Annotated in this window: 20 protein-coding genes and 1 pseudogene; 9 read left to right on the top strand and 12 right to left on the bottom strand. The window is 58.2% G+C overall.

The annotated features are described in order from the left end of the window. Positions 1 to 26: 26 nt before the first annotated feature. Positions 27 to 506 carry a pyridoxamine 5'-phosphate oxidase family protein gene (locus VXJ24_RS00770; RefSeq protein ID WP_330971012.1) on the bottom strand — a complete coding sequence of 160 codons (480 nt, stop codon included), beginning with the start codon at positions 504 to 506 and terminating at the stop codon, positions 27 to 29. Between the two features lie 350 nt (positions 507 to 856). Then, positions 857 to 985 carry a hypothetical protein gene (locus tag VXJ24_RS00765; RefSeq protein WP_330971011.1) on the bottom strand — a complete coding sequence of 43 codons (129 nt, stop codon included), beginning with the start codon at positions 983 to 985 and terminating at the stop codon, positions 857 to 859. Between the two features lie 135 nt (positions 986 to 1,120). Here VXJ24_RS00765 and VXJ24_RS00760 point away from each other — a divergent pair, with 135 nt between their 5' ends. The 5 genes from VXJ24_RS00760 to VXJ24_RS00740 all read left to right on the top strand — a co-directional run bounded on the left by VXJ24_RS00760 (position 1,121) and on the right by VXJ24_RS00740 (position 4,944). Then, positions 1,121 to 1,279 carry a hypothetical protein gene (locus VXJ24_RS00760; RefSeq protein WP_330971010.1) on the top strand — a complete coding sequence of 53 codons (159 nt, stop codon included), beginning with the start codon at positions 1,121 to 1,123 and terminating at the stop codon, positions 1,277 to 1,279. Continuing rightward, entirely contained in the window at positions 1,276 to 1,794 is a 519-nt protein-coding gene (locus VXJ24_RS00755) for a type 2 periplasmic-binding domain-containing protein (RefSeq protein WP_330971009.1), read from the top strand. The genes VXJ24_RS00760 and VXJ24_RS00755 overlap by 4 nt, the downstream gene beginning before the upstream one ends. Before the next feature lie 364 nt (positions 1,795 to 2,158). Beyond that, positions 2,159 to 3,127 carry an ABC transporter substrate-binding protein gene (locus tag VXJ24_RS00750; RefSeq protein ID WP_330971008.1) on the top strand — a complete coding sequence of 323 codons (969 nt, stop codon included), beginning with the start codon at positions 2,159 to 2,161 and terminating at the stop codon, positions 3,125 to 3,127. Positions 3,128 to 3,232: 105 nt separating this feature from the next. Continuing rightward, the gene (locus tag VXJ24_RS00745) at positions 3,233 to 4,150 is read left to right on the top strand and encodes an ABC transporter permease (RefSeq protein ID WP_330971007.1); all 918 of its coding nucleotides are present in this window, start codon (positions 3,233 to 3,235) and stop codon (positions 4,148 to 4,150) included. Then, entirely contained in the window at positions 4,150 to 4,944 is a 795-nt protein-coding gene (locus VXJ24_RS00740; protein ID WP_330971006.1) for an ABC transporter ATP-binding protein, read from the top strand. Before VXJ24_RS00745 ends, VXJ24_RS00740 begins: the two co-directional genes overlap by 1 nt. A gap of 123 nt (positions 4,945 to 5,067) precedes the next feature. On the opposite strand, the gene mazG is transcribed toward VXJ24_RS00740, so the two are convergent. Beyond that, a complete protein-coding gene (gene mazG / locus VXJ24_RS00735; RefSeq protein WP_330971005.1) occupies positions 5,068 to 6,015 on the bottom strand; it encodes a nucleoside triphosphate pyrophosphohydrolase in 948 nt (315 codons plus the stop codon). A gap of 200 nt (positions 6,016 to 6,215) precedes the next feature. Here mazG and VXJ24_RS00730 point away from each other — a divergent pair, with 200 nt between their 5' ends. Beyond that, positions 6,216 to 7,238, top strand: a complete 1,023-nt coding sequence (locus tag VXJ24_RS00730; RefSeq protein ID WP_330971004.1) for a dipeptidase — start codon at positions 6,216 to 6,218, stop codon at positions 7,236 to 7,238. 63 nt (positions 7,239 to 7,301) lie between these two features. Here VXJ24_RS00730 and VXJ24_RS00725 read toward each other — a convergent pair whose 3' ends face one another. From VXJ24_RS00725 to VXJ24_RS00710, 4 genes are read right to left on the bottom strand one after another with little or no spacing between them, the layout of a single operon-like run. Continuing rightward, positions 7,302 to 8,405, bottom strand: a complete 1,104-nt coding sequence (locus tag VXJ24_RS00725) for an MATE family efflux transporter (RefSeq protein ID WP_330971003.1) — start codon at positions 8,403 to 8,405, stop codon at positions 7,302 to 7,304. Next, on the bottom strand, positions 8,329 to 9,516 hold the full coding sequence (tnpB, locus tag VXJ24_RS00720) for an IS200/IS605 family element RNA-guided endonuclease TnpB (protein ID WP_330971002.1): 1,188 nt from the start codon (positions 9,514 to 9,516) through the stop codon (positions 8,329 to 8,331). The genes VXJ24_RS00725 and tnpB overlap by 77 nt, the downstream gene beginning before the upstream one ends. 4 nt (positions 9,517 to 9,520) lie before the next feature. Continuing rightward, complete coding sequence (gene tnpA, locus VXJ24_RS00715) at positions 9,521 to 9,913, bottom strand: IS200/IS605 family transposase (protein WP_330971001.1); 393 nt, start codon at positions 9,911 to 9,913, stop codon at positions 9,521 to 9,523. 29 nt (positions 9,914 to 9,942) lie between these two features. Beyond that, complete coding sequence (locus VXJ24_RS00710) at positions 9,943 to 10,398, bottom strand: MATE family efflux transporter (protein ID WP_330971000.1); 456 nt, start codon at positions 10,396 to 10,398, stop codon at positions 9,943 to 9,945. Between the two features lie 276 nt (positions 10,399 to 10,674). Here VXJ24_RS00710 and VXJ24_RS00705 point away from each other — a divergent pair, with 276 nt between their 5' ends. Beyond that, a complete protein-coding gene (locus VXJ24_RS00705; RefSeq protein ID WP_330970999.1) occupies positions 10,675 to 11,136 on the top strand; it encodes an RpiB/LacA/LacB family sugar-phosphate isomerase in 462 nt (153 codons plus the stop codon). Between the two features lie 42 nt (positions 11,137 to 11,178). After that, positions 11,179 to 11,412, top strand: a pseudogene (locus VXJ24_RS11465) (DUF5655 domain-containing protein); the annotation flags it as partial. A gap of 250 nt (positions 11,413 to 11,662) precedes the next feature. Here VXJ24_RS11465 and sdaAA read toward each other — a convergent pair. From sdaAA to VXJ24_RS00685, 4 genes are all read right to left on the bottom strand, one after another. Continuing rightward, positions 11,663 to 13,327 (bottom strand): L-serine ammonia-lyase, iron-sulfur-dependent, subunit alpha, encoded by a 1,665-nt coding sequence (gene sdaAA, locus VXJ24_RS00700; protein ID WP_330970998.1) that lies wholly within the window; start codon positions 13,325 to 13,327, stop codon positions 11,663 to 11,665. Positions 13,328 to 13,745: 418 nt separating this feature from the next. Continuing rightward, positions 13,746 to 14,840: an ABC transporter ATP-binding protein gene (locus tag VXJ24_RS00695; protein WP_330970997.1), complete on the bottom strand. Its 1,095-nt coding sequence runs from the start codon at positions 14,838 to 14,840 to the stop codon at positions 13,746 to 13,748. A 3-nt stretch (positions 14,841 to 14,843) separates the two neighbouring features. Further along, complete coding sequence (locus VXJ24_RS00690; RefSeq protein WP_330970996.1) at positions 14,844 to 16,556, bottom strand: ABC transporter permease; 1,713 nt, start codon at positions 16,554 to 16,556, stop codon at positions 14,844 to 14,846. Between the two features lie 152 nt (positions 16,557 to 16,708). Next, on the bottom strand, positions 16,709 to 17,848 hold the full coding sequence (locus VXJ24_RS00685; protein ID WP_330970995.1) for an ABC transporter substrate-binding protein: 1,140 nt from the start codon (positions 17,846 to 17,848) through the stop codon (positions 16,709 to 16,711). Positions 17,849 to 18,166: 318 nt separating this feature from the next. Here VXJ24_RS00685 and VXJ24_RS00680 point away from each other — a divergent pair, with 318 nt between their 5' ends. Next, on the top strand, positions 18,167 to 18,823 hold the full coding sequence (locus tag VXJ24_RS00680) for a putative ABC transporter permease (RefSeq protein WP_330970994.1): 657 nt from the start codon (positions 18,167 to 18,169) through the stop codon (positions 18,821 to 18,823). A gap of 135 nt (positions 18,824 to 18,958) precedes the next feature. On the opposite strand, the gene VXJ24_RS00675 is transcribed toward VXJ24_RS00680, so the two are convergent. After that, complete coding sequence (locus VXJ24_RS00675; protein ID WP_330970993.1) at positions 18,959 to 19,762, bottom strand: 2,3-bisphosphoglycerate-dependent phosphoglycerate mutase; 804 nt, start codon at positions 19,760 to 19,762, stop codon at positions 18,959 to 18,961. Positions 19,763 to 19,831: the final 69 nt, after the last annotated feature.

Genomic DNA, 19,831 nt, shown 5'->3' with positions numbered 1-19,831 from the left:
GCTTGGGGGGTTCGCGCTGCCCTTCTCTACCGTTCCTGGACTTCCTTGCCGCTCATATGCTCGATATCGATCACGAACATCTGCACAGCGCGCCCCGAGCGCACGATCTCTTCTTCCACCAGAGCAGGATCGGGATAGTATTTCATTGCGAACTGTCTCACGTACCTGATGTTCTCTTCAGGGCTGTCTATCAGATGGCATCTTCCGAAGATGACCGTGCTCTGCATATATGGTGCCCATGGCTCGTCCTTGATCGTTTCGTTGCCAAAGACCGTGAAGCATACCTTGTCGCTCCTCTTCAGGGAATCGACCTTATGCCCTGCCTTTGCGCCATGAAAGATGATCTGATTGCGCTCTCCGTCATAAAGGAAGTTGATCGGAATGGCATAGGGATATCCGTCGTCACCATTCACAGCCAGAACTCCCCGTCTGGAACGAGCCAGCAGATCCTTTGCAGCATCGATGCCGATCTCGTTTCTCTTCTTCCTTATCTTCCGAAACTCCATAGCTCGCATTCCTTATCGCTTGCCCGTCCTGCTGCTTGGTTCAATGCATCCAGAAGACGCTTGGCGGGACCGCTTCTGTGTCTCCGTCCTTCCAGAACGGGTGTGGCGAAAGCCCCTGTTCAGAGTCATCAGTCTCGCCTTTGATTATATCTGCCGCCATCCTTCTTGCTAAGCACTCAGAGAAATGGTGCGGCTTGATCGAAGCTCCAGCAATTGACATGCTCGGCTGTTGCATGGCCGGTCTCGTATCTAAGCAGCTCATGAAAGCCACGCATCACGGGTGCATGGGCGGGCGATCTTGATCTGCTGTTCCGTCATGCTTCTTGTTGCATCCGTTGCGGCAGCTGCTATCAGACGATCAGCACTAGACCATTCATGCAGCCAAGCGCCACGCAGACCGCAAGCAGTATCAGCTTTCCGAGCGGGGCCTTGCGGGTGCGTGCTATCCAGGCAACAAGGACAAAGATGGATGTGCTCACACCAAGCACTGCAGGCACGCTGAGCGCGAGCTGGGAATCACGATCTTCAAGCGCACGAGCCGCGGCGTCAGTCCCACCGACGAGGGCCTCGAGGCAATAAGCTACGCGCGCCAGATTGTCGATCGGGCATATCTCGTGCTGTCACGCTTCACCGAGGGCGGCGAATCCGAGGTGCGCTTTGCAGTGTCATCGCAGCATTACGAAGTCGTCGTCGAAGCCTTCGGCGTCCTGCTCGATGCCCACACCGAACGTGCCTGCCATCTCACCCTGAGCGAGCGAGCACCATCCAGGTGATCCAGGATGTCCATGACCACAGGAGCTCGGCGGGCATCATCTACCTGAATGACTACAACAGGCATGTCGTAGGGCGCTCCATCGAATCGAATGGCCTTGAATTCAGGCCGCTGTTCATCGCACGTCCGCACGTGTTCGTCCGCGCCGGCAGCGATCTCGCGCAGAAGGAAAGCATCAGGCCCGAAGAGCTGGCAGGCATGCCGCGCTTCGCCCATCTGCAGGGCACGGAAGGGTCGGCCGATCTCGCCGAGGAACCGCCTGCCGACCTTCCCTGCTACAGCCATGTCGCGCTCAGCGACAACGGATCTCTGGCGCGCCTCTTGTCGGAGCATGATGGCTACAACATCGCAACAGGAGTCTATCCATCTGACCGCGGCATCATTCCGGTGTCGCTCGAGACCGTTGAGATCATGAATGTCGGCTATCTCGTGCGCCACGATGCTGCGGCCGATGCGATCAGAGAGGAGTTCCTCGACCTTCTCTGTGCCCGCTGCGCTTCGCATGAGCAGAGGTGAGCCCCAGCGACGAGGTGCTGGAAAGGACGGGGCGCACCCATGCATGAGGCGCGTCCTGTCAGCCTCGGCACCAGGCCTGCTGTCCTGAATGCCCGTCAAGGCAGGGCGGCGGGTCTGGGAGAGGTGCACAATGCGGTGCCGGCCCTTCGTTTCCATGCTTTGGGCTCTAGACGGAAAGCTGGCTGCTCAATTCCTTATCCATGCGGTTAAATACTCGTTATCACTTGCATGCCATTGCCTTTTTACATCTTTTATGAAAGTAGGATGCTTTTAGTATCAATTTGCGTTGCAGAAGATGGCTGAACGTCCTGCTTGGATACTTCTGGCCCGAAAGCAGCGCACCGACAATGAGGAGGCTGTCAGCATGACCAAAAACATCACGCGTCGCGGTGCACTTGCAATGTTCGGAGGTGCTGCAGCATATTTGGCCGTAGGTGGCCTTGCCGCATGCTCCGGTACGAGCGGCGAAAAGAAGTTCAAGATCGGTGTCCTGCAGCTCACCGAGCATGAAGCGCTCGACCAGGCAAACAAGGGATTCGTCCAGGCGCTCGACGATTCGGGCATCTCCTACACGATCGACCAGCAGAATGCCCAGAATGACCAGTCTGCCTGCCAGACCATCGCGCAGAAGCTCGTGAACGACGGCGACGACCTGATTCTTGCCATCGCCACCCCTGCTGCCCAGGCAGTGGCAGGCGCCACGACAGAAATCCCCATCGTCGGCACCGCTATCACCGACTTTGCCGCCTCCGGCCTCGTCGCCTCGAACGATGCCCCGGGCGGAAATGTCACCGGTACCTCCGACCTCACGCCGGTCGATGACCAGTTCGACCTGCTTGTCCAGCTCCTTCCTGATGCCAAGAAGGTTGGCGTCCTCTACTGCACGGCCGAGTCCAACTCCGATGTCCAGGTGCAGATGGCAGAGGAAGCTGCAGCCAAGCGCAGCCTCGAGGTCACGCGCTACTCGGTCTCGAGCTCGAACGAGATCCAGCAGGTCGTCGAGTCCATGGTCGGGAAGGTCGATGCCTGCTACGCTCCGACAGACAACACGATCGCTGCCGGAATGACAACGGTCGCTATGGTCGCCAACGAGGACAAGCTGCCCGTCATCTGCGGCGAGAAGGGCATGGTCGACAACGGCGGCCTTACCACCTACGGCATTGACTACAACAAGCTTGGCTACAAGGCGGGCGAGATGGCCGTGAAGATCCTGAAGGGCGAGTCGAAGCCTGCTGACATGCCGATCGAGACGCTCGATGCCAGCGAATGCACGCTCTCGACGAACGAAGAGACCGCGAGGGCGATAGGCGTCGACCTCTCTGTCATCCAGTAAGAGGACAGAGCTCTGGCAGGACCTTCCTGCCGTCCAGTATCGCTGCTCTATTCTGTGCCCGGCCCATTTTCGCCGGGCATGCTTTTGGAAAAGGAGGAAAGCTCAATGCTTCTTGCTCTTACCGGGGCCGTCTACCAGGGTATTCTCTGGGGCATCATGGTCCTGGGCGTCTTCATCACCTACAAGATGCTCGACATCGCAGATCTTACGGTCGACGGCAGCTTTGCCTTGGGCGGCTGCGTCGCCGCGACCGCATCGGTCGCGCTTGGCCTCGATCCGTTTCTCGCCATTCTTCTTGGCACCCTTGCCGGTGTCATTGCAGGCGCTGTCACCGGCCTGCTCCATACGGTCTTCGATATCCCTGCCATCCTTGCAGGAATCCTTACTCAGATTGCACTCTGGTCCATCAACCTGCGCATCATGGGCAAGTCCAATGTTCCGCTCCTAAATGTCGACACTGTCTTCACCCGTCTTGCTTCGCTTCTGGGTGTCTCCCAGAGCGTCGCATCCTTCATCATCGGCATCCTGGTCGCCGTGCTCTGCATCGTGCTTCTGTACTGGTTCTTCGGCACCGAGATTGGCTCTGCCCTCCGCGCCACGGGCCAGAATGAGCATATGTGCCGCGCGCTCGGCATCGATGTGCGTGTGACGAAGCTTCTTGCCCTCATGATTTCGAACGGCCTTGTCGGTCTTTCTGGCGCTCTTGTCTGCCAGAGCCAGAAGTACGCTGACATCAACATGGGCACTGGTGCCATCGTTATCGGCCTTGCTGCCATCGTGATCGGCGAGGTGCTCGGCCGTCTCACCCCGGGCAAGCTCCAGGCCTTTGGCAGCCGCCTCACTTCCGCGGTCGTCGGCTCTGTCGTCTACTTCCTGATCCGTGCCATCGTCCTCCAGATGGGCATGGACGCAAACGATATGAAGCTCTTCTCTGCCATCATCGTCGCCCTTGCCCTTGTCATCCCCGTCATCCTGGAGCGCAGGCAGCAGCGTCTCTCCTACTCGAAGGGAGGCGAGCGCTGATGCTCAAGCTCACGAATGTCACAAAGACCTTCAACAAGGGCACGGTGAACGAGAAGCCGGCTCTGCGCGGCGTGAACCTCGATCTTGCAGACGGCGATTTCGTCACGGTCATCGGCGGCAATGGCGCCGGCAAATCGACGCTCCTGAACATCGTCGCAGGCGTCTTCCCGCCTGATGGCGGCACGATCGAGCTCGACGGACAGGATGTCTCGCGCCTGCCCGAATACAAGCGTGCAGCCGATCTGGGACGCGTCTTCCAGGACCCCATGCGCGGCACAGCAGCTGACATGCAGATCGACGAGAATCTTGCCCTTGCTGCACGCAGGGGCCAGCACCGCGGCCTTGCCTGGGGCATCGGCAAGTCCGAGCGCGAAAGCTATGTCGACCGCCTGAAGGAACTCGACCTCGGCCTTGAGACGCGCATGACCTCGAAGGTGGGACTGCTTTCTGGTGGCCAGCGCCAGGCGCTGACGCTTCTCATGGCAGTCCTCAAGAAGCCGAAGCTGCTCCTGCTCGACGAGCATACGGCAGCCCTCGACCCGAAGACGGCTGCCAAGGTCCTCTCGCTCACGCAGAAGCTTGTCGACGAGAACGGCCTTACGACCCTCATGGTGACACACAACATGCACGATGCCATCAGGCTCGGCAACCGTCTCATCATGATGCATGAAGGCCAGATCATCTACGATGTACGCGGCGAAGAGAAGGCAAAGCTCAAGGTCGCAGACCTTCTGAAGAAGTTCGAGGAGGTCTCGGGCGGCGAGCTTGCCAACGACCGCATGCTCCTGTCGTAAACGTTTCCCTTCACCGGTTGCAATAGAGAGCCTCTCCCATTCCATCAGAGAACGGGAGAGGCTCTTTCATTCATGATGCAATGAGATTATCGCTCTCACACGGGATGGAATCTCTGCACTGAATTACTGTCCCCGCTCTTCCTGCTTTGCCCGCCTCCAGAGCTGGTCGAACTCCTCATCGGAGCATGCATCCAGAGGCTTTCCCGAAGCCTCGGCAGCACTCTCCATAGAAGCCCAGCGGCTGCGGAACTTGCGGTTCGCGAAGGCCAGTGCCGCTTCTGCGTCGATATGCTCCTTGCGTGCGACATTGACAAGCGAGAAGAGGACATCGCCAAACTCTTCGAAGGCGCGCTCGGAGCCAGAGGGCTCAGCTTCGAACTCCCCCACTTCCTCATTGACCTTGTCCCAGACATCATCTGTGGTCTTCCAGTCAAAGCCCATCTTGGCAGCACGCTTCGATATCTTCTGGGCCTGCATGAGGGCAGGAAGCGATATGGGCACAGAATCAAGAAGTCCAGGCTCCTCGCCGGGGGCCTCGCCCTTCGCTTCGCGCTCTTCACGCTTCACCTTGTCCCAGATATCCGGCACCTCTTGAGTGCCTTCTGCCGAGACGCGGGGCACGTCTCCTTCAGGCGTTCCGAATACATGCGGATGCCTGCGGATGAGCTTCCGATTCAGATCCCCGCAGACGTCGTGGATATCGAAGGAGCCTTCATCGGCCGCAATCTGCGCATGGAGCAGCACCTGCAGAAGCACATCGCCGAGCTCCTCGCGCATATGCGCATCATCGTGCGCCTGGAAGGTGTCCACTGCCTCATAGGCTTCCTCGATCATGTTCCTTGCTATGCTCTCATGCGTCTGCACCCGGTCCCAGGGGCAGCCATCGGCCTGTCTCAGGCGCCAGACCGTGCGCGCAAGCTCTTCGAACTCGGGCTGGCTTTCTGGAGATCCTTCTCGTCTGCGGGTGTCTGCATCCACCTCGTCGCAGAGCCTGCCAAGCTTGTCTTCACCCTTGGCCGCTCTGCCAGCCTGGGCCGCAGCAGAGATATCAAGCTTTGCGTCTTCGCCCATGAGGCCATCCTCTCTCGTCTGTTCCGCACCATGATAAGTCCAGATGCACTCTTGAGTCAGGCCCAAAGCGGATAATGGCAGCAAGCTGCTCAGATGCATGTTGCTGTCTGTTGCCGCAGGAAGGCCATATCGGCACCTCCTCTGATGCTGACATAGAATCAAAGCATCAGATATGACGCACAGCGAGCTGGGAGAAGGATATGGCAGCAGATAGCATCCGCATCTTCGATCTTCATTGCGATACGTTGGACAGTCTTTCCATGCACGACGTGGAGCCCTTTTCACGCTATGCCTCGAATGTACGGGAGGGGGACGACCTCACGCATAACAGCCTGCAGCTTTCGCTCGAGCGTATGGCGCAGGCAGGAAGCTGGTGCCAGTGCTTTGCGGTCTGGGTGCCAGATGACCTCTCAAAGACAGGACTCAAGCCGCACGAGTTCTACCGAAAGGTCGCATCCTATTTCAGGGAACAGCTCGAGGAGCACAAACCAGAGGTCTGCCAGGTATTGGATGGCAGGAAGGTGGAGGACGCCTTCTCGGATGGACGTGTTGCCGCAATGCTCACGGTCGAGAATGCCTCTCCTCTCGAGAATGGCCTCTCGGTCCTGGATGAGATGCGCTCTGACGGCGTCAAGATGATCACCCTGACCTGGAACGGGCAGAACTGCATCGGCTCCGGCAACGACACGCAAGAAGGCCTCTCCTCCTTCGGCATCAAGGCCTTGAAGCGCATGGAGGAGCTCCATATCGTGGCAGATGTCTCGCACCTGAACGATGCCGGCTTCAGGGATGTCCTGTCCCATGCCACCCGTCCATTCGTGGCGACGCATTCCAACAGCCGCTCTGTCTGTGCTCATCCCCGCAATCTCACGGACTACGAGTTCGAGGCTATCAGGGATCGCGGTGGCCTTGTCGGCATCAACTACTTCCGCTCCTTCATCGCCGATCGCTTCAACCAGGGAAGCGGCAAAGACTCAGGCCAGCCTGATGTCACCTTCGATGAGCTAAGCTATCACATCGATCACTTCCTCGAGCTCGGAGGCGAGCACATCATCGCTCTGGGCAGCGACTTCGACGGCTCGACGACGCCGTCCTGGCTCTCAGGTGCACAGGACATGCCAGCCTTCCATGCTCTGGTTGCCAGACGCTTCGGAGAGGACATCGCAGAGGCCATGTTCTTCCAGAACGCCGCGTCGTTCTTTGCGCGCAACGAAGAGGATTAGGAAAAGAGAGGATGCAGCTCTCTGCTAAGCTGCATCCTCCTATCTATACGATGAATTGCTTTTCTAGATCACGTGGCACTTCTTCCAGGCACTGCGCCTGAAGCGCACCCAGAAGATGATTCCGCGCACGGTCCAGTCGATGCCCATAGCAAGGGCAATGCCTATGACGCCCATGTTGAAGCAGATGCCGAGAATGATCGAGAACAGAAGGCGCACGACGATGGTCGTGAAGAGCGAGACGGCTGTCGTGAAGAATACATCTCCCGTCGCACGGAGTCCTTTGCCCAGAGGGTCTGCGAACGTGAAGGCAAGCGCATTGAAGACATTGTGGATGAGGACAAGCTGGATCGTAAGCCGCTTCGTCTCCTCGCTCAGGGCATAGAGCCCCACAAGCGGCGGCGTGACAGCAAAGATCAGGATGTTCCAGCCAATCGAGAAGGCAAGCGTGATCTTCGTGAGCTTCCTGAAGTAGAACTCTGCCTGTTCGATGTCGCGCGCTCCCATGCACTGTCCGATGACCGTGATGTATGCCGGTCCCATCGAGACCGAGACAAGTGCTGCCATGGTCCAGATGCTCTGCGCCACTCCGTTTGCGGCAATCTGATAGGTTCCGAAGAGCGCGGCGATGCTCGAAAGTGCAACCTTCACGAGCTGGAAGAGGCCGCTCTCGATGCCATTCGGAACGGCAATGCGCAGGATCTTCTTCTGGAGTTCCCCATCGATCCTGAAGATCCAGGAGCGCACATACTGCACCGGATTATTCTCGGAGAAGCAGAACACGGTGATGAGGACAGCAGAGAGCGTACGGGAGATGAGCGAGGGCCAGGCGACACCTTCGACACCGGCATGCAGCAGGAAGACACCGATGCAGTTGCCGACGACATTCACGATGTTGGAAACGATCGAGATATACATCGTCGTGCTCGCCTTGCCGAAGCTGCGATAGAGTGCGGCCCCTGCATTGTAGATGGCAAGCATCGGATAGGAATAGGCTGAGATGCACAGGTAGTTGACACTCCCCACGGCTGAAGCCGGGGGATTCTCGCTTCGACGCAGATAGCCTTCCTCCGCCTTGCGGCGGAAGCTGGTCTTACGCCTGCTCCACGAGCGTTCGGGGCGCTTTCGCGTCCCCGGTTCCCGCAAGCCCTGCGGTACCGTCTGCTTCATTCAGAAGCCGCGCTCCTTCCCGCGCGATGTTGACCGCCGCGTTGAGGTCGCGGTCGTGGCTCGCCCCGCAGACGGGGCACGTCCACGCACGGACGGAGAGCGGCAGCTCCTCTAGGACATGCCCGCAGCACGAGCACATCTTCGAGGATGGATACCAGCGGCTCACCTTCACGAAACGCCGCCCGTGCCAGGCGCACTTGTATTCCAGCTGGCGGGCCATCTCGGACATGGAGGCGTCCGCGACGGACTTGGCCAGACGGCGGTTCTTCTCCATCCCACTGACGTTCAGGTCCTCGACGGCGATGGCTTGGCTCTCGCGCACCGCATCCGTCGTGGCCTTGTGGATGGCATCCTTGCGCTGGTTGGCTATCCGCTCATGGACGAGCGCTACCTTCCTCTTCTGCTTCTCCCTTCTCTTGGACCCCTTCTGCTTGCGGGACAGGCGCCTCTGCTCCCGGGCGAGCTTCCTCTCGCCTTTGGCAAGCGCCTTGGGGTTTGCAATCTTGATGCCATCTGAGCGCGTCGCGAGATCCTTCACGCCCGCATCCACGCCCATCACGGGCGTCCTGGCTTCAGGCCATTCTTCAACAGGCGCGTCTTCAACCCCGAGCACGCAGAAGTATTTGCCGGAAGGCACGCGCTTGATGGTCGCAGATACGATCCTTCCCTTGACCGGGCGCGAGATCCGCGCTTTGACCAGGCCCAGCTTGGGCAGCTTTATGTGGCGGGCGTCGGGCACGGAGATGCCCCAGTTGGTCCTGTAGCTCTGCCTCGTGTCCCGCTTCGACTTGAAGCGCGGGTATCCGGGCTTTCCGCCCGCCCTGCAGCGGCGGAAGAACCCATCGAAGGCCCTCCCCAGGTTCACGGCCGCCTGCTGGAGCGCGTGGGAGTCCACCTCGGCAAGCCAGGGGGCATCCGTCCTTTTCCAGGCCGTGACGAGCTTCTGGAGCTGGTAGACAGACGGCGATTTCCCGGTCTTCTCGTATTCGGCCTTCCTGGTCTCGAGACACCTGTTGTAGACCCACCTGCAACAGCCGAACGTGCGCTCGGCAAGCTCGCGCTGGGCGGCGTTGGGGTAGATGCGGATCTCGTAGGCCATTGAGACGCCCATGGGCTCACACGCCCTTCTGGTTCTCGATGTACTGCTTCACGATTGCCAAGGGCGCCCCGCCCACGGTCGAGACGAAGTAGGAGTTGGTCCAAAGAGTGGGCAGCCTCTTCTTCAGCCAAGGGAACTCCTCGCGCAGGTCGTGGCTGGTCCTTCCCTTGATCCTCTTCACGGCCTTGTGGATGCCCAGCTGGGGATCCACCTCCAGGAGCATATGGACATGGTCGGGCATGACCTCCATCTCGATGATCTCGAAATGGAGGCCATCTGCCACCTGCTGGGCTATCTGCTTGAAGCGCTCATCCACGCCGTCCACCAGCACCGGCCTGCGGTACTTCGGGCAGAAGACCACGTGGTACTTGCAGCTGTAGACGACGTTGTTGTTGCTCTTGTATTTCATGCGGGCATTATACCACTTGCAGATAGCTATCACCTGACGGCGATGCGCGGCTTGACCCCATGCCTGAAGGAAGGGGCTTGCGCCGCGCTTTTGGTCACACAGGCATCCATGACAGAATCCTCGACCTTTCCGAACATGAGCCCCATCAGAGGCCTGTTGAAGATGAGGACGAGGATAGCGACCACGACAGACATGAGCACGGATGCTGTGAGGAGCTGGGAGGCAGAAGCTGCTGCCTGCTCCCTGTCCTTGCGTCCGATGTACTGGCTGATAACAACAGCACCACCGGTAGCAAGTGCGACGAAAAGGTTCAGGAATATCGTATTGAAGGAGTTGACGAGCGAGACGCCTGAGACGGCAGACTCGCCGACGAATCCGACGACGAAGACATCGGCAATGCCAACAAAAGCAAGAAGGAGCTGCTCCAGAAAGAGCGGGATGATGAGCTTCCTGAGGTCGGCGTTCGTAAATGTGTGCACATCCATTGATATCCATTCTTCAGAGTCTTGTTCTGGTACAAGTCTCTTGCAGATGGCTGCACATGTGTAATGCTTATAATGACTATCCTGTCATAAATTTAATGCATAGCAGAGCTTCCGTAAGTCTGTTCCGTGTCATCGGTCTCGCCTTCTGACATGCACCAGATCTCCATCGGTCGAGAATCCACCCATGAGAAGCACATACAGATGCTGGCACATCTAAACTTGTGGCATCAAAGCGATTCAATCGCCTGGTCTCGTCATTCGGCGGAGGGAGCATCCATGAAGATTGCAATGGCAAACGATCATGCAGGAACGGACCTCAAAAACCAGATCAAGGAGTGGCTTGAATCGGAGGGACATGAGGTCGTGGACTTTGGCACCTATGACCATGAATCATGCGACCTTTCCGACTTTGTGCTTCCTGCAGCCCTGAGCGTTGCCAAAGGCGAGTGCGACCGCGGCATCTTCGTAGACGGCGTAGGCTATGGCTCTGCAATGATTGCAAACAAGGTGCGCGGCATCTTTGCCTGTGTCTGCCAGGATCCGGTCTGCGCCGAGCTGGCACGGCAGCACAACGATGCAAATGTCCTCTGCATCGGCGGCAAGATCATCGGCCCCGTGCTTGCCATGGCAATTGCAAAGACATGGATGGCAACAGAGCCCCTGACAGCTGCAAAGTATGTCCGCCGCCGCGACAAGGTAGCAAAGATCGACGAGGAACACACCCAGCCGCTGAAGTGATGGAGCAGGCTAGCTCTCGATTCCGAAGAAGCATCACTCTTCTCTGGACATGAAGAAGCCCTGCCGCTCTATGCGGCACTCATGCAGCGGGCAGAAGATGCTCTTCCAGAATTCAGCATCCGTGTCCAGAAGACGCAGATAACGCTCTTGAACAGGCATGCATTCGCCTGCGTGTCGCCTCTTTCAGTCCGCCGCAAGGCACGGATACCCCAAAGCTCCATCACGCTGACGTCCGGACTGGACCACCAACTCGCATCGGCGCGCATAGCTGCCTAAACAGAGGCATATCCAGGCAGATGGACACACCATCTGGTCATATGCGATGCAGCAGAACTTGACAGCGAGCTCTTTGCCTGGCTGCATGAGGCATGCGAGCTCGCTGCAAGCAAACGACGCGGAGCTTAAGGCGGAAGGGGCAGACAGCCTGCTCAATGCTGTCACGCAGCTTGGCTGCCCATACGATGCTGTGCACCGGAAGGCGGTGTTCCGTCGTTCGAAGGGCGAACCCTCTGGGCGCAGCGGACAGCTAGCTTCCGTGCGGAGCCTTCCGGCACGATTCGAGGCAGCTTTCACAGGTAGCAATGCCGCCCAGGGCGGTCTCCCTGAGCTCGAATGGCAGCGAGTGTCCGACACGCTTCAGCGCATCCACTGTCTCGTCGAAGAAAGCGGTCGAATGGATGCCAGCAAGTGCAAGCTCGCACGAGACGAGCGCATTGGCAGCAGCCGAAGCATTGCGCTTCTGGCAGGGCTCCTCGACAAGCCCTGCGACCGGATCGCAGACAAGGCCAAGCAGATTCGTGAGCGCGATGGCAGCTGCAGCCAGACACTGCTGGGGAGAGCCTCCGAGAAGCTGCGTCGCTGCGCTTGCTGCCATGGCGGAGGCGGTACCGATCTCTGCCTGGCAGCCGCCTTCTGCACCGGCAACCGTCGCATTCCTTGTCACGATATAGCCGATAGCAGCAGCATTGGCCAGAGCATCCCGGAGCTCTTCCTGGCTGAAATCTCCAGCTTCGTTGAGAGCGGCAATCACGCCGGGAAGGACGCCTGCCGAACCCGCGGTAGGCGCCGCCACGATGCGGCCCATCGAGGCATTCGTCTCGAGCACCGCCATGGCATAAGCGGCGGCTTTCGGAAAGACGCCGCTGAATACCTGATGCAGCTTGTCCGAGGCATGAGATTCTCCGTCGCCAGCGCACAGCTGCATCAGGGCATGGGCTTCGCCGCCGATGAGTCCGCCCATCGTGTGCATGCCATGCTCCAGCGGCGCTTTGACAGACTCCCTCATCACTTGGAGTACACGGTCGAGATAGGCGTAGGTGCCAGACATATCCTTGCCCTGCATGGCAAGAAGCAGCTCTTCGCGGTCGAGGAATGCACGTCCAAGGCTGATGTTGCAGGTGTAGGCATGCGCCAGAATCGAGGTGCCATCCTGATAGTCGAGCTTCGGGAAGAGCTCCTGTGCCTCCTCAGGCGTATAGCGCGGCGTAGCGGCACCCGCTCCTTCTGGGAGCGAGAACGCCGAGATGAACCGGATGCGCAACACTCTCGGATCTTTCAGCAGCACCTGCTGCACCTCGTCGGGAATCGTGCTGTCCACTTCGAGCACGTTGTAGGCAAGGCCGCCCTTGCGTTCCCGCAGGATTGTCGAGTTGCCGATATTGATTCCGGCATCACCCAATGTCGATGCCACAAATCCGAGAACGCCCGGCATATCCTGCTGGTAGATGATAGCGGCGCTATATTCCCCCGTTATCTCGACCTTTATCCCATCGACCCTGGTCAGCCGAGCTGCACCGCCGCCTATCGATTCGCCGCGTACGCTCAGCACTTCGCCCGCAGCATCACGTACCCAGACATCGACCGTATTGGGATGGCGGGGCTTCGCCTTGGAGTCGACATGGAAATCGAACGAGATGCCCTGTGCCCGTGCAATCTCGAACGAATCGCGGATGCGCAGGTCATCCGGCCTGAAGCCCAGAAGGCCTGCAACGAGAGCACGGTCGGTCCCGTGGCCGCGATAGGTATGGGCAAACGAGCCATAGAGGGTGAAGCGCATCTCCTTCGGAGGCCGCCCCATCAGTTCATGTGCCATGAGCGCGATGCGTAGCGCTCCTGCCGTGTGGGATGAAGAGGGACCGACCATGATGGGACCGATAATGTCAGAAAGCCCCAGTGTCTTGCTATGGCTCATATCAGGCGTCCTCTCTTGAAGGCAGCAGCATCTGCGGCAAGCCTGCATGCAGGCTTTCATGGCAGGTCCCTGCAGAGACATTCCAGCGGCATGCGCATGAACAGGAGTTCCGCTTCGATGAGTCTGTTGTATCAAAATCGAGGTACCAGAGAACGAGCGAAGGGGCATCTGTAACAAAGGAGAAGAGAAGCGGAAACGCATCCGGGAAGACGGCCCCAAGATGCTTGCTGCAGGTCTACATGTTCCTGCTTGGTTCAAGAAGCAGAGCCGATGCTTCTGCCGCTTTGTCTGGAGATGCTCATACGCAGCCCTCAGGATAGGCATATACAGCAGAATCCCCCGGCCACCTGGGACCGGGGGATTCTGCAGCCCGTTGCACAGCTGCCTGCCGAGCGTGTGCGAAAGAGGGTCTTCAGGTTCAGTCCTTGGGCTCTCCCGCCAGCGCATGCAGGTCGTCTTTAGTGAACTGGACGAAAGCGCTATCCCCCACATGGTACTCATGCTTGTTCTTGGGATTGAATTCCGTCACCTTGATCAGGTGGCTGCCGCATTCGACATGGTAGTTCTGGTAGTTGCCCATGAAGCGGGACAGCACGACCTTGCAGGGAAGCTGTCCTTCGTCGGCGATGTGAGCCGCTTCGGGACGCAGGACGAGCGTGATGTTCGATCCCGGCGCCATATCCTCGACGCCGTCAACAGGAATCTCACTATTCTCGATCTTTGCAATGCCGGTATCGCCTGTCTTGGATACGAGCGTGCCACGCAGGAAGTTCGCCTCGCCGATGAAGTCTGCCACGAACTCGTCCTTCGGACGGTAGTAGATAGTCTTGGGGTCTGCAATCTGGTCGACCAGGCCCTTCTTCATTACGATGATGCGGTCGCTTATTGCCATGGCTTCGCTCTGGTCATGCGTGACATATATGGCCGTGATGCCGGCCTCCTGCTGGATGCGGCGGATCTCGGTACGCATATCGACACGGAGCTTTGCATCGAGATTCGAGAGCGGCTCATCGAAGAGAAGCACGCCCGGCTCGATGACAAGGGCACGGGCAAGGGCGACACGCTGCTGCTGGCCGCCTGAGAGCTGGTTCGTCATGCGGTCTTCCATGCCCTCGAGGCCGACGAGCTTCAAGATGTTCGTGACCTTCTGCCTTATGGTCTCCTTGTCGAACTTGCGGAGCTTCAATCCATAGGCCACGTTGTCGAAGATGTTGTAGTGAGGCAGGAGGGCATAGCTCTGGAAGACCATGGCAGTATCGCGCTTGTTTGGCGTGAGCTCGTTGATGGCTTCGTCTCCCAGATAGACCTGTCCCTCATCAGGGCTCTCGAAGCCTGCAATCATGCGCAGGATGGTCGTCTTGCCGCAGCCAGACGGTCCAAGCAGGGTCACGAACTCTCCCGGCTCTATCGTGATGTTCGCATCATGTACGGCATAGAAATCCTTGCCGGTCTTCGGGTCCTTGTAGATCTTGGAGAGGTGCTCGAGACGCACGCCCTTCTTCTGCTTTCCCATGGATCAGGCCTCCTTGGAAGTCTTGGCGCTGGTGCCGAAGCGCTTGATGAAGGCATTCATCAAAAGGACCGCGCCATAGGTGATAAGGATGAGGATGGTGGAGAAGGCGCAGGCTGTGCCGTACTCGCCCTTGCCGGCGAACTCGTTGATCTGCACCGTGATGAGGAAGAACTGCGGCGTCACGAGCAGGATGACGGCGCTGATTGCCGTGATGGAGCGCACGAACGTCGTCACAAGGCCACTCAGGAACGAATCCTTGATAAGGGGCAGCGTGACCGTCATGAATACCTGGAAGCTGTTCGCTCCCATGTCGTATGCCGACTCCTCGATGGACTTGTCGATCTGGCGCAGGGCCGAGATGCCCGAACGCGTGCCGGTCGGAAGCGACCTCACAATGAAGACGACGACCAGGATGGCAGCAGAGCCGTAGAACCACTGCATGACGCCGGTATGGAAGATGCCGCCAGAGAAGCCGCGGATATAGCCGACGCCGAGGACGGTGCCAGGAACTGCCATGGCAAGCATGGAGACAGACTCGATGAAGCCCTTTCCATGGAAGTCCCTCTTCACGACCAGATAGGAGATGATCATGGAGAGCAGGGCTGTGATCGGGCTTGCAATGAGCGACAGCAGGAAGGAATCCCTGAACGCCTCGAGGCCATGGTAGCGCGTGAACACGAGCGTGAACCACTTGAGCGTCAGCGAGTAGTCGCGGCCCCAGGTCTTGAAGAGCGCGCCGAGCGGGACGCAGGCATACATGACCATGACGAAGACAGCGACAATGCCGCAGAAGATGGAAAGTGGGATGCGAACCGAGTTGTCGGTAATGAGCATGCGGCCGCGCGATGCCTTGCCGGTGAGCGTCGAGGTGCTTTTCGCTTCGAGCACATACTTCTGCACGATGAACATGATAAGCGTGATGCAGAGGAGCACGACTGCCATGGCAGAGGCACCCTGCTTATCGTAGGCTCCCGTGATCTGCAGGTAGATGGTCGTTGCCAGCGTGTCATACGATCCGCCGATGATCATGGGGTTCGCGAAGTCAGCGATGGATTCGATGAAGGTGACAAGGAAGGCATTGCCGAGGCCCGGAAGGATGAGCGGCAGCGTGACGCTTGTGAAGACCTTCCACCGCGAGGCGCCCATGTCACGGGCAGCCTCCTCGAGGGAGGGGTCGATGTTCTTGAGCAGGCCCTTGAGCATCATGTAGCAGACCGGGAAGAACGTGAGCGTCTGCACGACGAAGATGCCCCAGTAGCCATAGACGTTGTTGTCCGGAATGCCCAGAAGCCCGCGCGTGATGATGCCCGACTTGCCGAAGAGCAAGATCATCGAGAGCGAGAGCACGAAGGGCGGAGAGACGACAGGCAGGATCGATACAACATTGAAGATCCTTGCCATGAACTTGCTCTTCAGCTCGACGTAGACCTCAACGTAGGCAAAGAGCAAGCCGACGAGCGAAGATACGATCGAGACGAGGAATCCGACCTTCAATGTGTTCGTGATGGCCGTCTCGAAGGAAGGCATAGCGAGTACGCGCTGGAAGACGGAAAGCGAGATGCCCTGGTCGGTGATAACAGAATCGACCAGAAGGATTGCAAGCGGATAGAGGATGAAGAGCGTCAGGAACGCAATGAGCACGATGATAGTCGTCACCATGATGGGGTCGGCCATGAGCTTCTTGCGGTCGAGCGCGGTGCCTTGATTTTTTGCCATAGACGTCTCCCTCAGGGACGATAAACAGAAAGGCCGATGCAGTCATACTGCAGGCGGCCTTTCCTGCTGCAGGAAGGGGCCGGCGCCTCGAGGCGAACCTCTGCGCCGGCCCCTCTCAGGAATTGCCGCCACAGCAGCTTTGTACGCTGCGTCTACTCGGTCTTGAAGCGGTCATCGCCGCCGCCGAGGGCATTCATGACATCAGCGACATACTGCTCGGTGTGCTCCTTGGCATCCTCGAAGTCGTAATCCATGACGTTGTCTGGATCGAGGCCATACTCGGTCGCGATCTCCGGCTGCGTCGCGTCGTCGATGACAAGGAACTGGTAGGAGCCGTTCTCCTGGCCGAGGTTCACGCACTCAGGAGAGAGCGCATACTCGACCCAGAGCTTTGCGGCATCCTCATGCTTGCAGCCCTTGAAGATGGCTGTGGCGCCTACCTCATAGGATGCGCCGGAGCTCGGGATGACAAGGCCAACGTTGTCGTAGCCCTGGTCGACGATCTGGTAGATGCCGTCGTGCAGCATGCCGAGGCCGATCGTGCACTCGCCGATGCCGATGGACTTTGAAGGACCGGAGCCCGATTTCGTGTACTGCGCGATATTTTTGTCGAGGTTCACAAGGTACTGGATGCCATCATCGTGGCCATACTTCTGGATGACCGTGTTGATGATGAGCTTTGCTGTGCCGGACGTATTGTAGTTCGAGGACCAGATCAGCCCCTGATACTTCGAATCGATGAGATCGGGATAGTCCTGGGGAGGATCGAGCTTCAGGCGGTCAAGCTCGTCCTTGTTGTACATGAAGCCAAGGATGCCCTTGTAGATGCCGTACCAGTCATCGTTCGTGCTCTTGAACTTGTCATCGATGAGATGGCTGGCGTTGTTGGCCTTGTAGACCTCGAGCAGGCCCTTGCCCGATGCCACATTGTAGGGATCTGTCGTTCCGCCGAACCAGACATCGGCGGAAGGATTGCCGTTCTCTTCCTCGATCTTTGCCTCGACTTCGCCCGTGGAGAGGCGCTGGTAGCTCGTCTTGATGCCGAAGAGCTCCTCGAAGTGGGACGTCACAGCTGCAAGGTATTCCTCCTCGCAGGAGCCGTAGACGACGAGCTCGCCGTCATTCTTGCCGGCATCGATCATGTCCTGGCTGGCAATCCTGTTAAGATTGTTGGAGCTTGTGCTCGATGAAGAGCTGGAACCAGATCCCGATCCTCCGCATCCTGCCATGCCAAGCGCTGCCGCTCCCACTGCCGCTGCTTCAAAGAAGTTCCTGCGTGTCAGATTCCTCATGACGCAACACCTTTCTCCCGAGCAATGACTCCCCTGTCTGCACTGCGTTTGCAGTGTCTTTACAGTTATTTGAGTACACCTTGTAGATGGGTACGCAGAAATTTCGACAGACGGCTCTGATATTCATGTAAATGCATTTCTCTGCAATTCACCGAAAAGGTGGTTATCCAGCGTATATATGCTGCAGGTGTACCTCCAGCCCAATCCTCAGCGAAACATACAGAATCTGTCCCATTTGCCAGAGCCTGCACTGTGTCTATAAGGAATGGGTAAGGAGACAAGACGTATATGCTGCATTGCGGAATCAGGAGGTTCGACGTGTCGAAGCTGCAGGGACTTCTTTCCATGCCTGATGGCTCGGCTTGCTTCTTCCATCCACGCAAACGCTGGTTCTGGCAGGCACTTGTCACCTCATTCTGCGCCTGCTGCCTCATCGGACACTGGCTTGAATTCCCCTACTGCTGGATGACGAACAGCCTCTTCGGAATCGTCGACTCAGACTATGCGCTCTATATCGATCCCTGGTTCCATCCCTACTGGTGCTACGGCTTCGGGGCACTGGGCATGACATTGGCGCTCGAGCCAGCAAAGGATTGGCTTGTCAGAAAGTCTGGCTCAAGGAAGAAGGCCATCCCCGTCTCGTTCATCTGCGCCGTCTTTCTCGCTATGCTCATGGAACTTGGCATCGGACTTCTTGTGAACCAGCCTGATGCGACGGGTCACTATCCTTTCTGGGACAACTCGTATCTGCCCTTCAATGTGGGTGGCCAAGCCTGGCTCTTCAACGATGTGTTCATAGCGCTTGCTGCAATGGTCTACCTCTGGCTTGCCTTCCCGCTTGTGGCGCATGCGTTCATCTGGCTTCAGGGCAGGAAAATCCGTAGCCACAATGCAGCTAACGTCTTCTTTGCATTAGCCCTTGCAATCTTTGCGGCATGCTGCTTTCTTTCCTATACGATTCTGGCGCTCTCATAATCGGGGCTCTTTCATGCCTACGCAGACTGCTCCTTAGGTACCCATGCTTGTACATCCTGCATGCATCAACTCAATATCGTGAAACACATCCACTGCGAGCCGAAGCCAGAAATGCAGGCAAAGTACCGCTGACAGCTATTCCGTTGCCGCAGGTGCAGAGCCAAGAGCGCAAGCTTCTTCTGCACCTCTCTTTGCAGCATCTGGATCGAGATAGCGGCCAGGCCCCTTGAGATGGAGCTCGCCGAAGATGCCGCTCTCGAACTCATAGACGCGCGGCTGGCCGGTCGGCACATTGACGGAGCGGATATCGTCGTCAGAGAGACCCTCGATGACCTTGATGAGAGAGCGGACAACCGAGCCATGGGTCACGACAAGAACCGTCTGTCCCAGGAGCAGAGGTGGCGTCACATAGGACTTCCAGAACGGCTCGAGTCGGGCGATGACATCCTTCAGGCATTCGCTCCTGATCGTTGCCGGATTGGGTCCGCCAAGCCCGTCCTCTGCTGCTGTTCCATAGCGTGGATCGCAACCCTGGAACCAAGGGGAATCTTCGTCTATCGCAGGAGGCCTCACGTCGAAGCTCCTGCGATAGGCTGCAAAGAGCTCGTCTCCGTACTTCGCACGCATGGCAGGACGAGTCTGGCCCTGGAAGGCTCCGTAGTGGCGCTCGTTGAGCCTCCAGCTCCGAAGGACCGGTATCCAGAGACGGCCGAGCTCTTCTAGCGCGATATCGGCGCTCACGATGGAGCGGCTCAGAAGCGATGTGAAGACCGCATCGGGTGCTATGCCGGCTTCCTTCATGAGGACGCCAGCTTCCTTGGCCTGGGCACGTCCGCGCTCAGTCAGCGCTACATCGACCCAGCCCGCAAACCTGTTGACAGAGGGGTCCGTCCAGGCACTCTCTCCGTGCCGCATGATTATGAGCCTCGACTGTGCCATGCTGCCGCCTTTCCCACGTCTTCCTCCATCATAGCCAAGCGGTATGAAGACCCCATATCATGCAGCAGG

The sequence above is a fragment of the Olsenella kribbiana genome (genome assembly GCF_036408795.1).
GTDB lineage: Bacteria > Actinomycetota > Coriobacteriia > Coriobacteriales > Atopobiaceae > Olsenella_L > Olsenella_L kribbiana.
The sequence above is the reverse complement of the archived record's forward strand: the minus strand, read 5'-3'. Positions and strand labels throughout refer to the sequence as shown.